This is a genomic window from Paenibacillus sp. HB172176, from assembly GCF_011947265.1.
Taxonomy (GTDB): Bacteria; Bacillota; Bacilli; order Paenibacillales; family Paenibacillaceae; genus Pristimantibacillus.
In genome coordinates, this window is record NZ_JAATHD010000010.1 from 1 (window position 1) to 15731 (window position 15731).

Sequence of the window (15731 nt, forward strand, 5' to 3'; positions counted from 1 at the left end):
TAAGCGCTGAAAGCATCTAAGCGTGAAGCCCCCCTCAAGATGAGATTTCCCAGTATGTAAGACCCCTTGAAGACGACGAGGTTGATAGGTTCGGGGTGGAAGCGCAGCAATGTGTGGAGCTGACGAATACTAATCGGTCGAGGGCTTATCCTAAAGCAACACAAGCTAAAGCGTAACAGCAACTTTCGTATCCAGTTTTCAAGGCGCAAACATGCTTTGAAAAGCAATGGTTGGGTCTTTTGCTGGAGTCATCCAGTAAGTAACTCGTCCGCAAAAACACCTGTTTGGTGGCGATGGCGGAGGGGAACCACGCGTTCCCATACCGAACACGACCGTTAAGCCCTCCAGCGCCGATGGTACTTGGACCGCAGGGTCCTGGGAGAGTAGGACGTCGCCAAGCACGAACGACCTGTCACATTAATTTGTGACAGGTTTTTTGTTGTTCGTGCCCGTCGACGCTGCTCTCCCACCTGGGAGAGTGTATGAACCTCTGATCGAAGCCATGCGGAGAAGTAGGCCCGGCCTAGAGGTAGTTTCAGACGCCGACCGGGATGCAAAAGCTGACGAAGCGGATTCATTCCGGTGCGGAATGGACGTCGCCAAGCGAGAAAAGCCTGTTGCAGTTATCTGCAGCAGGCTTTTTTGCGCTTAACGACGTTCCTCTCCCAACGGGAGAGTGTCCGAACCCTTGATCGAAGCCAATCGGAGAAGCAGGCCCGGCCTTAGAGGAAGGTTCAGACGCCGACCGGTGAAGAGAGCGCTTCGAAGTAGATGCATTGCCGGTGCGGAATGGCCATCGCCAAGCACAAAGAGTCTATCGTAGATTACGGTAGGCTTTTTGTGTGTTTGGCGGACGTTCCTCTCCCGATGGGAGAGTGTCCGAACCCCGATTGAAGCCCCTGGGAGAAGCAGAGGATTGAAGAGCAATAGTAGCAGCAAAAACACGATAAACAGGAAAAACTCCAGTATATCTGGCTACATTCGCCCGCTAAACAGATTAAAGTGGAAAAGTTCCATTATATTAGCTGCAGATACGAGAAAAAACAAAAATCTACGAAATGTACTGGAGAATTTCCAGCATAAATGCAAATTTAATCTTAAGTGAGCAAATGTGCTGGAGAAAATCCAACTTATGTTCGAAGAGTAGCCGAATTGACAGCATAAATACAGATTTCATCTCAAATGGGCATATGTACAGGGAAAAATCCAGCTTACCGGTCGAACAGCTTTCCGGATTGGAGCACAACTAGCCCAAGCGATATGTTTTATGTGCTGTTGAAGGTTTTTGTGTGCTGTTGAAGGTATTATGTGCTTGAAGTTTTTTTCTGTGCGCGCGAATTATGAATTGCGGAGTACAGGTTATGTGGTTAGAATGAGGGAGCGCTTACCGAGTGCTAGCTGAGAGCTAACCGTACTAACCAAGAGCTAACCGAAGATAAGACAAGTGGACGATTGATTGTGAATGCCTGCAATAAATACAGGAAAGATAGTATAAGGGCAATACCTATACCCCAATTCGAAGGAGGCTGTCATGCCGATGTATAAGGTGCTGCTGGTGGATGATGAGAGCTTTGTGCGCAACGGTCTTCGCAATTTAATTGATTGGAATTCCTGCGGATTCGAAGTTGTCGCTGAAGCAGATAACGGTGAAGACGGACTGGAGCAGATCCTTCGCTTGAACCCGGAGTTGGTGATAACGGATATTCGAATGCCTGTCATCGATGGACTGGAGCTCATTCGCCGAACGAATGAAGAGAAGGCGGTTAATCCAGGATTCATTATTATCAGCGGCTATAATGACTTCTCCTATGCGCAGCAAGCCGTGCGATTTGGCGTGCATGATTTTATACTAAAGCCGGTTGATGAGGATGTGATGATGCAGACCCTTCGCCGGCTGCGGGATAAGTTCGACCAGGATTGTCAGGAACGGGATGAGAAGGAGCGAATGCTTCATGCACAGATGATTGCGGATGTGGTGAAAGACGATGTGGATGAGGCTGATCTGGCGCTATGGATGAAGCAGTTGAATCTCACACGTCGTGATCGAATCATCTATATGTTCATGGAGTTGAATGATCGATTCCCATGGGAGAACAATCGGCCAGAGCCGAAAAATACGGTGGAGCAGGTTCGGAAAATTGTGATGGAGTCGGCCGAGATCGTTCCCCGGATCTACCTGTACGAGCATCGAAATCGTCTTGGATGGATATTGCCCGCTGCTGTTCCTGCGCATAGACAGATGGATTTGCGGTGCTTTGCATGCGAGCTTCAGCGCAGGCTGAGTCGTATGATGAATCAAACCACGTATGTGTATGCAGGAAAGCCCGTGAATACCATCAGTGATCTGAAAGAATCGATTCAAACAGCCAAGGATGCGCTTCAGTACAAATATACGGATGAGAAGAGCGCGGTTGTGTTGTATAGTGATTCGGCGACAAGCCCGCTCTGTTATATCGATATGGATGCCGAGCTGTATCAGAGAATGAGCGATTCGATTGAGGAACAAAATGAAAACGGTATCATAACTCTGACCGAGCAAATTTTCAATCAGTTTATGGTGCTTCGATTTGCTCCGGAGGCGATAAAGCTGACGATTCACCGCCATGTGACGAGCATTCTGAAGATCATGAACCGCATGAATGTAGAGGAGGATGAGCTTGCGAGCTTGAAGCCGATAATGAGCTGGCAGGATGTGAACGTTTCATTCGCGGCGCTGAAGAAGCTGTTTCTGGATTTCGTGCTGGAGAGCGCGGAGCTAGTTGCGAAGCAACGCAAAGAGAACAGCAAGGGCGGCATTCAGAAGATCAAGGAATATATCGAAGCGCATTATAAGGAGAATCTCAGCTTGAAGAGCATTGCGGGGTTATTCTTCATGAATCCAGTTTATCTCGGACAGCTGTTCAAGAAGACATACGGCATCTATTTCAATGATTTTCTGCTGCAAATTCGAGTGGGCGAGGCGAAGCGCTTGTTGCGTCAAACCGATATGAGGATTTATGAAATTGCCGATGAGATCGGCTTCAGCAATCCGGATTATTTCGTCACCCAATTCGAGAGAGCGGAGAAGCTGTCGCCCTCCGAATACCGAAACAAGCTTATACAATAATGTTCAACGGCAGGTTTCAAAGCGGTTGTTCAACGTATAGAGAGTGGCCTTGAAAGGTGTTTTCTCATTATGGAAGCAAAGGGGATCTTGACGGTGAAATGGCGGATGACCTTAAATCATGTAAGGCTGCGGAACAAGATGCTGATTCTGTATTTCTCATCGGTCTTTGTCCCGATCGTCCTGACGAATGTGATCTTCTACCAGGTGACCACGGAAAATGTGAAGAATCAACGGATGAATGATATCTCGCACACTGTTGAGCAAATCAAAGAGGATTTTCGCAATGAAGTGGATGATGCGGTCAGCGTGTCCACCGTCTTCTATACGGATCTGATGCTCAATGACATCCTGGAGGCGAATTATGAGGACGCAGGGCAGTACGTGGAGGCATATGATTCGTATCTGCGCAGAATTCTGAACAGCTATGGGCCTATCTATTATTCGATGCAAGCGATAACGGTGTATGTCGACAATCCAACGATGCTGTATTCCGGCGGGGTTGGTTATATGACAGATGAGGTGAAGGGGGAAGAGTGGTATCGCCGGCTCATGAAGGCGGGGAACAGCTCGCTTCCGATCTTCTATCGCGAGAGCAAGGAAGGGCAGCCGGATAAGTACAGCATTATTCGGCGGTTGGATTATTATTCTTCACAGAATGAGTATTTGAAAATATTAAAGATTGATCTCAAAACGCAGCAGGTGGAGCAAATCTTCACCAACTTGAATCTGCAAGGAGACACCTATTTGGTAAATGGCGGAGGCTTGGTGGAATACACGACGAATGATGAGGCCGGCGATTGGAGAATGGAGCCGCTTCGATATGAAGATATCCCGAAGAACCCGGATACGATCGAGTTCGATACGGAGCCGTATACGACGAATTACTTGGAGGGCTGGCGGCTGGTCGGGACGATTTCCGAAAATGAAGTGTTCGAGAATGTGCGCAATTCCAGAAACTTCGTCATTTATTTGGCGATTGTGAACATTGTGCTGCCAACGCTGATCATTCTATGGATTACCCGCAATCTGACGATTCGATTAATTCGCATTCTGAGACATATGAAGAAGGTGAAGAATCAGAATTTCGATACGATCAATCAGGTGGAGACACGGGATGAAATCGGGCAATTGACCGAGGAATTCAACCGGATGACGCTACAGATCAGGAGTCTGATCAGCGATGTGTATGTGGCGGATATACACCGCAAGGACCTCGAGATTCAGAATCGGAAGTCGCAGCTGCATGCGCTGCAAAATCAGATCAATCCGCATTTCCTGTTCAATGCGCTGGAGACGATTCGCATGCGCAGCCTCATGAAGCAGGAGACGGAGACGGCCAAGATTATTCAGAATATGGCCAAGCTGTTCCGCTCGTCGCTTACATGGAACAAAGACAGGGTGAAGGTTGCAGAGGAGCTGGAATTCATTCTGTGTTTCCTTCAGATTCAGCATTATCGATTCGGTGAACGGTTGATCTATCACATAGATATGGATGATGCGGTCAAGGATTGCTATATTCCGAAGCTGGTTTTCCTGCCCTTCGTGGAGAATGCCAGCATTCACGGTATCGAGCCGCTCAAGGCTGGGGGAATAATCGATATCCGCATCGTAAGGGCCGGAGGGCAGCTGAGGTTCGAGATTCAGGATAACGGGGTTGGCATGCCGCCGGAGCAGGTCGAGTTGATCTACTCTTATCTGAAGAGCGAAGAGGAGCTCGGCGATCATATCGGCGTGCAGAATGTCATCTATCGCTTGAAGATGATCTACGGCAGCGGATTCTCCTTCAAGCTGGAAAGCTCGCAAGAGAGGGGAACGTTCGTAAGCATTGAAATTCCAATGGAGGATACCAAACTATAATTTTCGAAGTAGGAGCTATAGTTTGCCGGGTAAACGCTTCGACTCCAATTTCTTATAATGAAAATGCTTACAAATTCAATTGAGAGGGGTACAGGTGAATGGCAAAGAAAAAATCATTCCTGAGCATCCTGGCTTTGACGGTGCTGTTGTCTTTGCTTGCTGCTTGCTCAGGCAATAACGTCGAGAGCGGCAAGAACAACAATGGAGGCAAGAGCACGGCGACTACGACATCCCATACGGCGACAAATGCGCCGACAGACAAACCGCTTGATAAAGTGACTTTTACTTATTTCAACGGCGTGGCCGGCAAGAAGGACAAGAACACCAATGAAACGACGATCGGCAAGCTGCTCGAGGACCAGACCGGCGTCAACTTCAAGATGGAGTTCCTGGTGGGCGACCTCAATACGAAGATCGGAACGATGGTCGCTTCCAATGAGTATCCCGATGTGCTGATCCCCGATGCGGCGATCGACAAGGTAATTGGCTCAGGCGGATTCATCGACTTGACGAAGTATCTGAGGGATGATCAATATCCGAATCTGAAGCGGGTCTTCGGTCCATATCTCAGTCAGATGAAATCGAGCGACGGCAAAATCTATATTCTTCCGTTCTCGACTGTGGTTGGCGATTATGTGCCGGATCCGAATATTAACCAAGGCGCGTTCTGGGTGCAGCGCCGCGTGCTGAAGGAAGCGGGCTATCCGGAGATCCGCACGCTGGATGAATATCTGAAGCTGGTCGAGGACTTCGTGAACAAGCATAAGGATGAGGATTTGATCGGTATGGTGTCCTTGACGCATGACTGGAGATTCTTCGCCACGGCGAACCCGCCGATGCATCTCGAAGGCTATCCGAATGACGGCAACGTGATTGTGGATATGACAACGCATGAGGCCAAGACGTATTCGGCAGCTGATTCAACGAAGCGTTGGCTGAAAGCGCTGAATGATATGAACGCGAAGGGCTTGTTCGACAAAGCGTCCTTCGTCGACAACTATGATCAATATATCGCGAAGCTGTTGTCGCATAAGGTAGTAGGCTTCTTCGATTACGGTTGGCAGTTCAACAATGCGCAGCTTAATCTGAAGGACGCCGCAAGACAGGATCCTGCACAGGATGATTATGTGTACTTCCCGCTGCCTGTCACTTTCGACGGGGGCAAGGATCAGTATCTCGACCCTCCGGGCTTCGTGAACAACCGCGGCGCCGGCGTAACGGTAAGCGCGAAGGATCCGGACCGAATCATGGCATACTTCGATACGCTGCTTAAGGAAGAGAATCAGATTATGAAGTCCTGGGGCATCCAGGGTGAGACGTATGAAGTGGATGCGAACGGCCGCTTCTACCGCACGGAGGAGCAGATCGCGAAGATTGACGAGCAATTCCGCGAGGACTTCGGCTTCAAGTATTATGACTGGGATTGGCCGCAATACGCGACGAATTCTTCTTTCGCCGATGGCAATGCGCTGTCGCCGGGACTTCAACCGGAAGTATTCCAGGTTGGCCTGACCGCTGAGGACAAAACAATACTGGATAAATACGGCGTGAAGACGTATGCGGAAATGTTCGCGGCTCCCGATGATCGTCCTTGGTTCCCGGCATGGGGCATTCCGAAGGAGCAGGGCTCCGCTCAGCAAATTTGGGAAACTCGCAAGGATGAAGTGACGAAGAAATACTTCCCGCAGCTCGTGCTTGCGGATCCATCGAAGTTCGACGCGATCTGGGACGATTATCTGAAGGCGTTCGGCAAGCTGGACACAGCGGATTATGAGGCTTGGACAACGGCGGAAGTGAAGAAGCTGATTGATCTGAAGAAGTAGGAAGGAACATACAAGTTGAAGCTTCTTCGCCGTCCTCTGGCGACGAGGGAGTGTTTCACACGGGAGAAGGTCGGCTTGTCTAAGTCTGCGGTGCAAGGAGCCGACCTTTCTTTTTAATTGCCAGCGTCGTCATGGCAGGTGACGCTCGCATCGGAAGGAGAGAGGAAATCATGGAGAGTTCACACACAGCTGCGCCGGCGCCTTCCGCATCGCTAACGAAGAAGCCGAACAGGCTTGCTGTTTTTGGCAAAAAACTGCTGCAACAACGTGCATTGGTCTTCATGTCCGTGCCGTTCCTTATATGGTTGTTCATATTCAAATATTTGCCTCTATGGGGCTGGAGCATCGCCTTTCAGAATTATAAGCCTGCGCTGGGGTTCATGGACCAGCAATGGATCGGCTTCGATCACTTCCGATTTCTGTTCGGCGAGGAACGCTTCCTGAGGGTGCTCCGCAATACGCTTGCGATGAGCAGCATTAATCTGGTTCTTGGCTTTACAACGGCGATCACTCTGGCTTTGCTTCTGAATGAGGTTCGGCATATCGTTTTCAAGCGCGTCGTACAAACGATCAGTTATTTGCCCTATTTCATCTCGTGGGTTGTAGCCGCGAGCATTGTGCAGACGATGCTGTCTCCCGACGGCATTATTAATGAGCTGCTGCTTAAACTGCATCTGATTCATGAAGAAATTTTGTTCCTCGGCGTTCCGAACTATTTCTGGGGGATCTTCGGCGGAACGATGGTATGGAAAGAAATCGGTTGGAATACGATTGTTTATTTGGCTGCAATGACGATGATTGATCCCTCTCAATACGAGGCGGCGGAGATTGACGGCGCGAACCGTCTCCAGCGGATGTGGCATATCACGCTGCCGGGAATCAAGCCGGTCATTATAGTCTTGCTGATTATGCAAATCGGCTACTTGCTGGAGTCCGGCTTTGAGCCGCAATATTTGCTCGGCAACGGCATGAACATCGACTATTCCGAAAACCTTGATATATTCGTGCTGAACTACGGCATCGCGCAAGGCAATTTCTCCTTGTCCATCGCGGCGGGCATGTTCAAAACGGTCATCAGCTTTATTCTCTTGTTCTCGGCGAACGCTATTGCGAAACGCGCCGGCGAATCAAGACTGTTCTAAGGAGGAGGGAGACGCCATGAAGGAAGGCGCAGCTAAGCTCAAGGCGAGAAAATTTCATCGCGCCCGGTTATCGACCGGCGACAAAATATTCGATATTTGCAATATCATCTTTCTCCTGTTGCTTATGGTGGTTACGTTATATCCTTTCATTAATACGCTTGCGGTATCATTCAATAATGCTCAGGATTCGATCAAGGGCGGCATCTACTTATGGCCGCGCGAATGGTCGCTCGGCAACTTCAAATATGTGTTCCATCAATCGACGATCTTCCATGCGACGATGATTTCGGTATTTCGCACCGTGCTGGGCACGCTCTTGACGGTGCTATGCTCCGCCATGGTGGCGTACACGATTAGCAGAGACGATTATGTGCTTCGCAAATTCATTACGCTCGCGTTTATCTTGACGATGTATTTCAACGGCGGTCTTATTCCGACCTTCTTGCTGATTCGCGATCTCGGAATGATCAATTCCTTCTCCGTCTATATCTGGCCGGGTCTGATCGGCGTATTCAATCTCATTATTATTCGATCCTTCATCTACGGGTTGCCAGAGAGCATTGTGGAATCGGCGAGGATCGACGGAGCGGGAGACTTCAAGACGTTCACGCATATCATTCTGCCGCTGTGCATGCCGGTCCTGGCGACGGTTGCTCTCTTCACGGCCGTATTCCAGTGGAATTCCTGGTTCGATGTGTTCCTCTACAATTCATCGAATGTGGATCTAAGCACGCTCCAATATGAGCTGCAGAAAATCCTGCAAAATTCGAACGCTTCGTCCGGGGCGAAGTCAATCGGGGATGCATTCGCGAATGCGAACAGTCAGGACGCGAACAATGTGACGCCGTTCGCGATCCGGGCAACGATGACGATTGTCGCTTCGGTGCCGATCATCATGGTGTATCCGTTCCTGCAGAAGTATTTTGTCAAAGGCATGATGGTTGGCGGCGTGAAGGGATAGAGTGTTGGGACGGCTAAGGATAGTGTGGAAAAATTGGGCGAGGGGTGTAAGAGATGGCTCATGCGCATTCAATGAAGGCAGAGAAGAGAGTGTACCGGAATTTGTTCCTGGAATACGACTACGAGGAGCGGGAGATTGAGGAGCGGGTGGCGGATGCGTGGCACCAACTGTTCGAGGAAGAGGAGTCGCGCATCTATTATGAAGCGGAGGATGAGATGGGTTATATGCTCGATACCGGTAATCTCGATGTGCGCTCGGAGGGCATGTCCTACGGCATGATGATGGCTGTGCAAATGGATCGCCAGGAGGTGTTCGACCGCCTCTTCGTGCCGAAATGCGAATATACGGACCCGTCCTATCATTTGCCGCATTTCTACGAACAGTTCGCGCTGTGGGCTTATCCGGAGGATCGAGCTTCTGGAAGGAAGCGGCCGAGGCAAGTCGTGCGTATCTGCGAATCTCCTGTCATCCGCAGACCGGGCTCGCGCCGGAATATGCCTATTATGACGGCACTCCTAATGATGAGCGGGGCTACTGACACTTCTTCAGCGATTCTTACCGGGTGGCGGCAAATATAGGATGTGGATACCGAAGTGAATGACATGGAATAATCGCTTTCTAAGCGCATTCAGCCTATGACAATTGTATTAAATCGCTTACAATATTGTATTTACGAACGATGGCTATAACCTCCCTGCCAATATTGAAGATTAGCTTATTTTCCAGAAGGGCAATAGTCGGAATCATCAGATTTCGCGCGGTTCAAGCAGCCTTGACAGCCCCTGACCCCTCTGCTAATATTGCTAATAATATCAATGGCTCGTATCAAATTTCAGGGAGGAATATGCTCGTGTGGGAAACAAAATTCGCTAAAGAAGGGCTTACGTTTGACGACGTTTTGCTTGTTCCGCGCAAATCAGAAGTGCTGCCTAGAGAAGTTAACATCTCCGTTCGATTAAGCGAGAGCATCAAACTCAACATTCCGCTCATCAGCGCAGGAATGGACACGGTCACGGAAGCGGCTTTGGCGATCGCTATTGCCCGTGAAGGCGGAATCGGAATCGTGCACAAGAATATGTCGATTGCTCAGCAAGCGGAAGAGGTGGATCGCGTGAAGCGCTCGGAGAGCGGCGTTATTACCAACCCATTCTCGCTTACGCCGGATCATCATGTCTACGATGCGGAAGAATTGATGGGCAAATACCGGATTTCCGGAGTGCCTATCGTGGACGGAGACAAGAAGCTGGTGGGTATTCTGACGAACCGCGATCTTCGATTCGTGCATGATTATTCCATTAAAATCAGCGAAGTGATGACGAAGGATAATCTGGTGACAGCTCCGGTGGGGACGACGCTGCCGGAAGCGGAGGTTCTGCTGCAGCAGCATAAGATCGAGAAGCTTCCATTAGTCGATGACGACAATACGCTGAAGGGTCTTATTACGATCAAGGATATCGAGAAGGCGATTCAATTCCCGAACGCGGCGAAGGATTCGCAGGGCAGATTGCTCTGCGGTGCGGCGGTCGGAATCTCGAAGGATACGATGGACCGCACGGCGGCGCTCGTCGAATCCGGCATCGATGTGCTTGTCGTGGATTCGGCTCACGGCCATCATATTAATATTATTGAAGCGGTAAGGAAGATTCGCTCCGCTTATCCTGATCTCACCATCATTGCGGGCAATGTGGCAACCGGCGAAGCGACGCGCGACCTCATCGAAGCCGGCGCATCGGTCGTGAAGGTCGGTATCGGACCTGGCTCCATCTGTACGACTCGCGTCATCGCGGGCATCGGTGTGCCTCAGATTACGGCGATTTACGATTGCGCCTCTGTGGCGAAGGAATACAATGTGCCAATTATTGCGGACGGCGGCATCAAGTATTCCGGCGACATTACGAAGGCGATCGCTGCGGGAGCCAGTGTTATTATGATCGGAAGCCTGTTCGCCGGCACGGCGGAGAGCCCTGGCGAGACGGAGATTTTCCAAGGCAGAAGCTTCAAGGTATACCGCGGCATGGGCTCGCTCGGCGCGATGAAGGAAGGCAGCAAGGATCGTTACTTCCAAGAGAACGAGAGCAAGCTTGTTCCGGAAGGCATCGAGGGACGCGTTCCTTACAAAGGACCGCTTGCCGATACCGTTCATCAGCTGCTTGGCGGCTTGCGCTCGGGCATGGGCTATTGCGGAGCTTCTACTCTGCATTCGCTTAGAGATGACACGCAGTTCGTGCGCATCACCGGCTCCGGGCTTCGCGAGAGCCATCCGCATGATGTTCAGATTACGAAGGAAGCGCCGAACTATTCTCTGTAAGAGGGATTCGGCCAGGCTAATCATATAGCAGAGAAGAGCAGACAGGACAGCGTTTCATGGTCCTGTCTGTTTGTTGTTGGATCGCGTATCTTGGAGTCCGAAGATGAGTGAATCTTCATTTTGCCAGGGAGGGCGTATGGGTTTAATTGATCTATGCTCCTATGTTACAATTATGAGCGATAATCTAATGGGGAAATGGGGAAACGATGGTGAAGGTGTGGGGAAGACCGGTTCGGGTATTGTCAGTCTTGGCAGCCAGCTTGGCATTATGGGTAGCTGTTATGTCGATTGGCGTCTCTGGGGTAATGGCAGAAGGGTTTGATCAAAGGCTGAGTACGGATAATTCATTAGGCTTGCAGGTGAAATCTGCCATACTGATGGATGCGGCAACGGGCCAAGTACTGTACGAGGTCAATCCGGATCAACCTCTTCCGATGGCGAGCATGACGAAGATGATGACGGAATATATCGTTCTCGAAGAAATCGGAGCGGGTCGTTTGTCATGGGATCAGGTGATTACGGTAAGCGAGGAAGCTGCCAACACGGATCCGTCTGAATCCCAAATCTATCTTGCTGCCGGGGACCAGCATACGGTGGAGGATCTCTATTATGCCATGGCGGTCGGTTCTGCGAATGATGCGACGAAGGCGCTTGCCGATGCCGTATCGGGTACGATCGAAGCTTTCCTCAATAACATGAACGACAAGGCGAAGGAGATGGGTCTGACTACGGCGGTATTCACGAGCGTAACAGGCTTTGAGGATACAACAGTGATGTCGGCGGGAGATGTGGCGAAGCTGGCTTACCAAATTCTGAAGGATCATCCGGAGTTTCTCAAGTATTCGAGCACGCAGAGCTACAAATTTCGCGAACGCGACGAGAAGCCCATGACGAATATCAACTATATGCTTGGCTCGAACAAGGACAATGTTTATTTGAAAGCACTGGCTTATGAAGGCGTCGACGGGATGAAGACGGGCTTCATTGACGCAGCCGGCTATAATTTCACGGGCACGGTGAAGCGCGGCGATCAGCGCTATATTAGCGTTGTGATGGATACAAGCTCGAAGAATCAGCGCTTTATCGAGACGGCAAAGCTGTATGATTATGCCTTCGCCACCTTCGAGAGAAAAACGATTTTGCAGCCCAAAACGGTTGTAGAAACGCTGGATTCGGTGAAGATTAAGAAGGGCGTCAAGAAGTCGATTCCCATCGTAACGGACAGCGATATTACGTTGATGGTTCCAAAGGGCAAGGACGCGAAGGTCGAGATGACCGAGCATATGCTTCTTCCCGAGGATCAATTGGTGGCTCCGATCAAGGCCGGCACGAAGGTGGGTACGGTAACCTATACGTACTCCGATGAAATTACAGGCAAGGATCGGAATTACACGGTGAATCTGATTACGACCGAGGATGCGGAGAAGGCAGGCTGGTTCAGGCTATTATTCCGCGGGATCGGCGACTTTTTCTCCAAGCTGTTTCATGGTATTCTAGATTTGTTCTAAAAGAGGCTTGATTATCCGATCGATTCTCAAATCAAGGCTTGTCGATTATTCTTCATTCCTGTAAAATGAATGGTTAGAACATAATCGATCACATACATTCTTGTGAATGATAATAGGAGGAACGGAAAGATGGAAACAGGTACATCGCGCGTAAAACGCGGTATGGCAGAAATGCAAAAAGGCGGCGTCATCATGGACGTTATGAATGCCGAGCAAGCGAAGGTAGCGGAAGCGGCTGGCGCAACGGCGGTTATGGCGCTGGAGCGCGTGCCTTCGGATATTCGCGCGGCTGGCGGAGTGGCTCGCATGGCCGATCCGACGATCGTCGAAGAGGTTATGAAGGTTGTATCGATTCCGGTAATGGCGAAGGCTCGTATCGGCCACTATGTGGAAGCGAGAGTGCTCGAATCGATGGGCGTCGATTATATCGACGAGAGCGAAGTGTTGACTCCTGCGGATGAGGTATTCCACATCAGCAAGAACGACTTCACGATTCCATTTGTGTGCGGCGCCAAGGATCTGGGCGAGGCGCTTCGCCGCATTCAAGAAGGCGCGGCGATGCTGCGCACGAAGGGCGAGCCGGGCACGGGCAATATCGTCGAAGCGGTTCGTCATCTTCGCTTAATCAACGGACAAATTCGCAAGATTCAAGGCTTGTCGAAGGACGAGCTGTATAACGAAGCGAAGCTGCTGGGCGTTCCTTACGACCTGCTGCTGGGCGTACACGAGAGCGGCAAGCTGCCGGTAGTCAACTTCGCCGCAGGCGGAGTGGCGACGCCTTCGGACGCCGCGCTGATGATGCATCTTGGCGCGGACGGCGTATTCGTCGGTTCCGGCATCTTCAAATCGGACAGCCCGGAGAAATTTGCGCGCGCGATTGTGGAAGCGACAACGCATTATGAGAATTATCAGCTGATCGCGGAGGTGTCGAAGAATCTCGGCACGCCGATGAAGGGCATCGAGATTTCGAAGCTGGAAGCTTCGCAGCGCATGCAAGACCGCGGCATTTAAGGAAAGCTTATAAAGCCGGCCGTGCCTACTTGGCGGCCGGCCTTTTTTGCAAATTTCAGGATGGAGAAGATAGAGATGAAGATAGGAGTACTGGCATTGCAAGGCGCTGTAGCCGAGCATATTCGAAGCTTGCAGGCGGCGGGCGCAGAGGCTGTTGCCGTCAAGCGCGTTGAGCAACTGGAAGAGCTGGATGGACTGGTTATACCGGGCGGAGAGAGCACGACCATCGGCAAGCTGATGCGCAAGTATGGCTTCATGGACGCGATCAAGCGGTTCGCTGCGGATGGCAAGGGCATATTCGGCACATGCGCGGGTCTTATTGTGCTTGCCGAACGAATTGAAGGTCAGGAAGAGGCGCATCTGCAGCTCATGGATATGACGGTTGCTCGCAATGCGTTCGGAAGACAGAGGGAAAGCTTCGAGACGGATCTGGATGTCAAAGGAATTGATGAACCTGTGCGAGCCGTGTTCATAAGAGCGCCGCTCATCAAGTCTATCGGGCCGGAGGTGGAGGCGCTCTCGATATATAAGGATGAGATCGTGACGGCAAGACAAGGCAAGCTGCTCGCGGCATCCTATCACCCGGAGCTTACGGATGATTATCGATTACATGCGTATTTCGTGGAGATGCTGAAGGAAGGGGCTCAATAATTCATGTTGGATGCAAGAATATTGCGTACAGAGTTTGAGAGGGTGGAGCAAGCGCTTCGCAATCGCGGCGCATCTGTGGAGCTTATCGCGGATTATCCGATCATTGACGCGAAGCGGAGAGAGCTGATCGGGGAAACCGAGCAGTTGAAAAATCGCCGCAACATCGTATCGCAGGAAGTGGCGAAGCTGAAAAAATCCGGCGGCGACGCGGAAAGTCTCATTCTGGAAATGCGCGAGGTCGGCGACCGCATCAAAGCGATTGATGAGGAGCTTCGCGAGCTGGAGGCTCAGGTGGAGGAGTTGTCCCTGGCTATTCCGAACATTCCGAACGAAAGCGTGCCGGTGGGTGCTTCCGAGGAAGAGAACGTGGAAATTCGCCGTATTGGCGAGGTACCATCGTTCGGATACGAGCCGAAGGCGCATTATGATATCGCCCAGGAGCTTGGCATTCTGGACTTCGAGCGAGCAGGCAAGGTAACGGGATCGCGCTTCACGTTCTATCGCGGACTCGGGGCCAGACTGGAACGAGCCTTGATCAGCTTCATGATGGATCTGCACAGCGACGAGCACGGCTATGAGGAGATCCTTCCGCCGTATATTGTGAATCGCGACAGTCTGATTGGAACAGGTCAGCTTCCGAAATTCGAAGAGGATTTGTTCAAAATCAAGGATACGGAATATTATCTTATTCCGACGGCAGAGGTTCCGGTGACGAATTTGCACCGGGAGGAAATCTTGGACGGCGACGAATTGCCGAAGAACTTTGTCGCCTATAGCGCATGCTTCCGCTCGGAGGCAGGCTCTGCCGGTCGCGATACCCGAGGCTTGATCCGCCAGCATCAATTCAACAAGGTCGAGCTTGTCAAGCTGGTGAAGCCGGAAGATTCCTACGAGGAGCTTGAGAAGCTGACCTCGCAAGCGGAGAAGGTGCTGCAGCGGCTGGGCTTGCCTTATCGCGTGCTGACGCTCTGCACGGGAGATATGGGCTTCACATCGGCGAAGACGTACGATCTTGAGGTGTGGATTCCGAGTGCGAATACGTACCGCGAAATTTCCTCTTGCTCGAACTTCGAGGATTTCCAGGCGCGCCGTGCAGGCATTCGCTTCCGTCGCGAGGCGAAGAGCAAGCCGGAGTTCGTTCATACGCTGAATGGCTCAGGGCTTGCCGTAGGCCGCACCGTAGCCGCTATTCTGGAAAATTATCAGCAAGAGGACGGCTCGGTTGTCATTCCGGAGGCGCTTCGTCCTTATATGGGCGGCTTGGTCTCGATAGCCAAACGTTAGCAGGATAAACCTTGTACCGCAGGTCAAATTTGTTGTTGATATTCAAATTTGATTTGTGGTACAATATTTTTTGTGGCAAT

The 15731-nt window shown here is 50.9% G+C and carries 10 protein-coding genes, 2 rRNA genes and 1 pseudogene; all 13 read left to right on the forward strand.

Annotated elements, in window-relative coordinates; translation table 11 throughout:
• Positions 1 to 153: ribosomal RNA gene (locus HFP08_RS14475) — 23S ribosomal RNA — on the forward strand; the annotation flags it as partial.
• 130 nt (positions 154 to 283) lie between these two features.
• A 5S ribosomal RNA gene (gene rrf / locus HFP08_RS14480) occupies positions 284 to 400 on the forward strand.
• Between the two features lie 1131 nt (positions 401 to 1531).
• Positions 1532 to 3106, forward strand: a complete 1575-nt coding sequence (locus HFP08_RS14485) for a response regulator transcription factor (RefSeq protein ID WP_168121314.1) — start codon at positions 1532 to 1534, stop codon at positions 3104 to 3106.
• A 69-nt stretch (positions 3107 to 3175) separates the two neighbouring features.
• Positions 3176 to 4963 (forward strand): sensor histidine kinase, encoded by a 1788-nt coding sequence (locus HFP08_RS14490; RefSeq protein WP_168121315.1) that lies wholly within the window; start codon positions 3176 to 3178, stop codon positions 4961 to 4963.
• A gap of 98 nt (positions 4964 to 5061) precedes the next feature.
• The gene (locus tag HFP08_RS14495) at positions 5062 to 6786 is read left to right on the forward strand and encodes a type 2 periplasmic-binding domain-containing protein (protein ID WP_168121316.1); all 1725 of its coding nucleotides are present in this window, start codon (positions 5062 to 5064) and stop codon (positions 6784 to 6786) included.
• Positions 6787 to 6956: 170 nt separating this feature from the next.
• Positions 6957 to 7928, forward strand: coding sequence for an ABC transporter permease (locus tag HFP08_RS14500; protein WP_168121317.1), 972 nt, complete (start codon positions 6957 to 6959; stop codon positions 7926 to 7928).
• 16 nt (positions 7929 to 7944) lie between these two features.
• Positions 7945 to 8889, forward strand: coding sequence for a carbohydrate ABC transporter permease (locus tag HFP08_RS14505; RefSeq protein WP_168121318.1), 945 nt, complete (start codon positions 7945 to 7947; stop codon positions 8887 to 8889).
• Between the two features lie 53 nt (positions 8890 to 8942).
• A pseudogene (locus tag HFP08_RS14510) lies at positions 8943 to 9424 on the forward strand (glycosyl hydrolase family 8); the annotation flags it as partial.
• 315 nt (positions 9425 to 9739) lie between these two features.
• Entirely contained in the window at positions 9740 to 11197 is a 1458-nt protein-coding gene (guaB, locus tag HFP08_RS14515) for an IMP dehydrogenase (protein ID WP_168121319.1), read from the forward strand.
• A 206-nt stretch (positions 11198 to 11403) separates the two neighbouring features.
• Positions 11404 to 12705, forward strand: a complete 1302-nt coding sequence (locus tag HFP08_RS14520) for a D-alanyl-D-alanine carboxypeptidase family protein (RefSeq protein ID WP_240941400.1) — start codon at positions 11404 to 11406, stop codon at positions 12703 to 12705.
• A 129-nt stretch (positions 12706 to 12834) separates the two neighbouring features.
• The gene (gene pdxS, locus HFP08_RS14525) at positions 12835 to 13716 is read left to right on the forward strand and encodes a pyridoxal 5'-phosphate synthase lyase subunit PdxS (RefSeq protein ID WP_168121320.1); all 882 of its coding nucleotides are present in this window, start codon (positions 12835 to 12837) and stop codon (positions 13714 to 13716) included.
• Positions 13717 to 13791: 75 nt separating this feature from the next.
• The gene (gene pdxT / locus HFP08_RS14530; protein ID WP_168121321.1) at positions 13792 to 14367 is read left to right on the forward strand and encodes a pyridoxal 5'-phosphate synthase glutaminase subunit PdxT; all 576 of its coding nucleotides are present in this window, start codon (positions 13792 to 13794) and stop codon (positions 14365 to 14367) included.
• Between the two features lie 3 nt (positions 14368 to 14370).
• Positions 14371 to 15651 carry a serine--tRNA ligase gene (serS, locus tag HFP08_RS14535; RefSeq protein WP_168121322.1) on the forward strand — a complete coding sequence of 427 codons (1281 nt, stop codon included), beginning with the start codon at positions 14371 to 14373 and terminating at the stop codon, positions 15649 to 15651.
• The last annotated feature ends 80 nt before the right edge of the window (positions 15652 to 15731 follow it).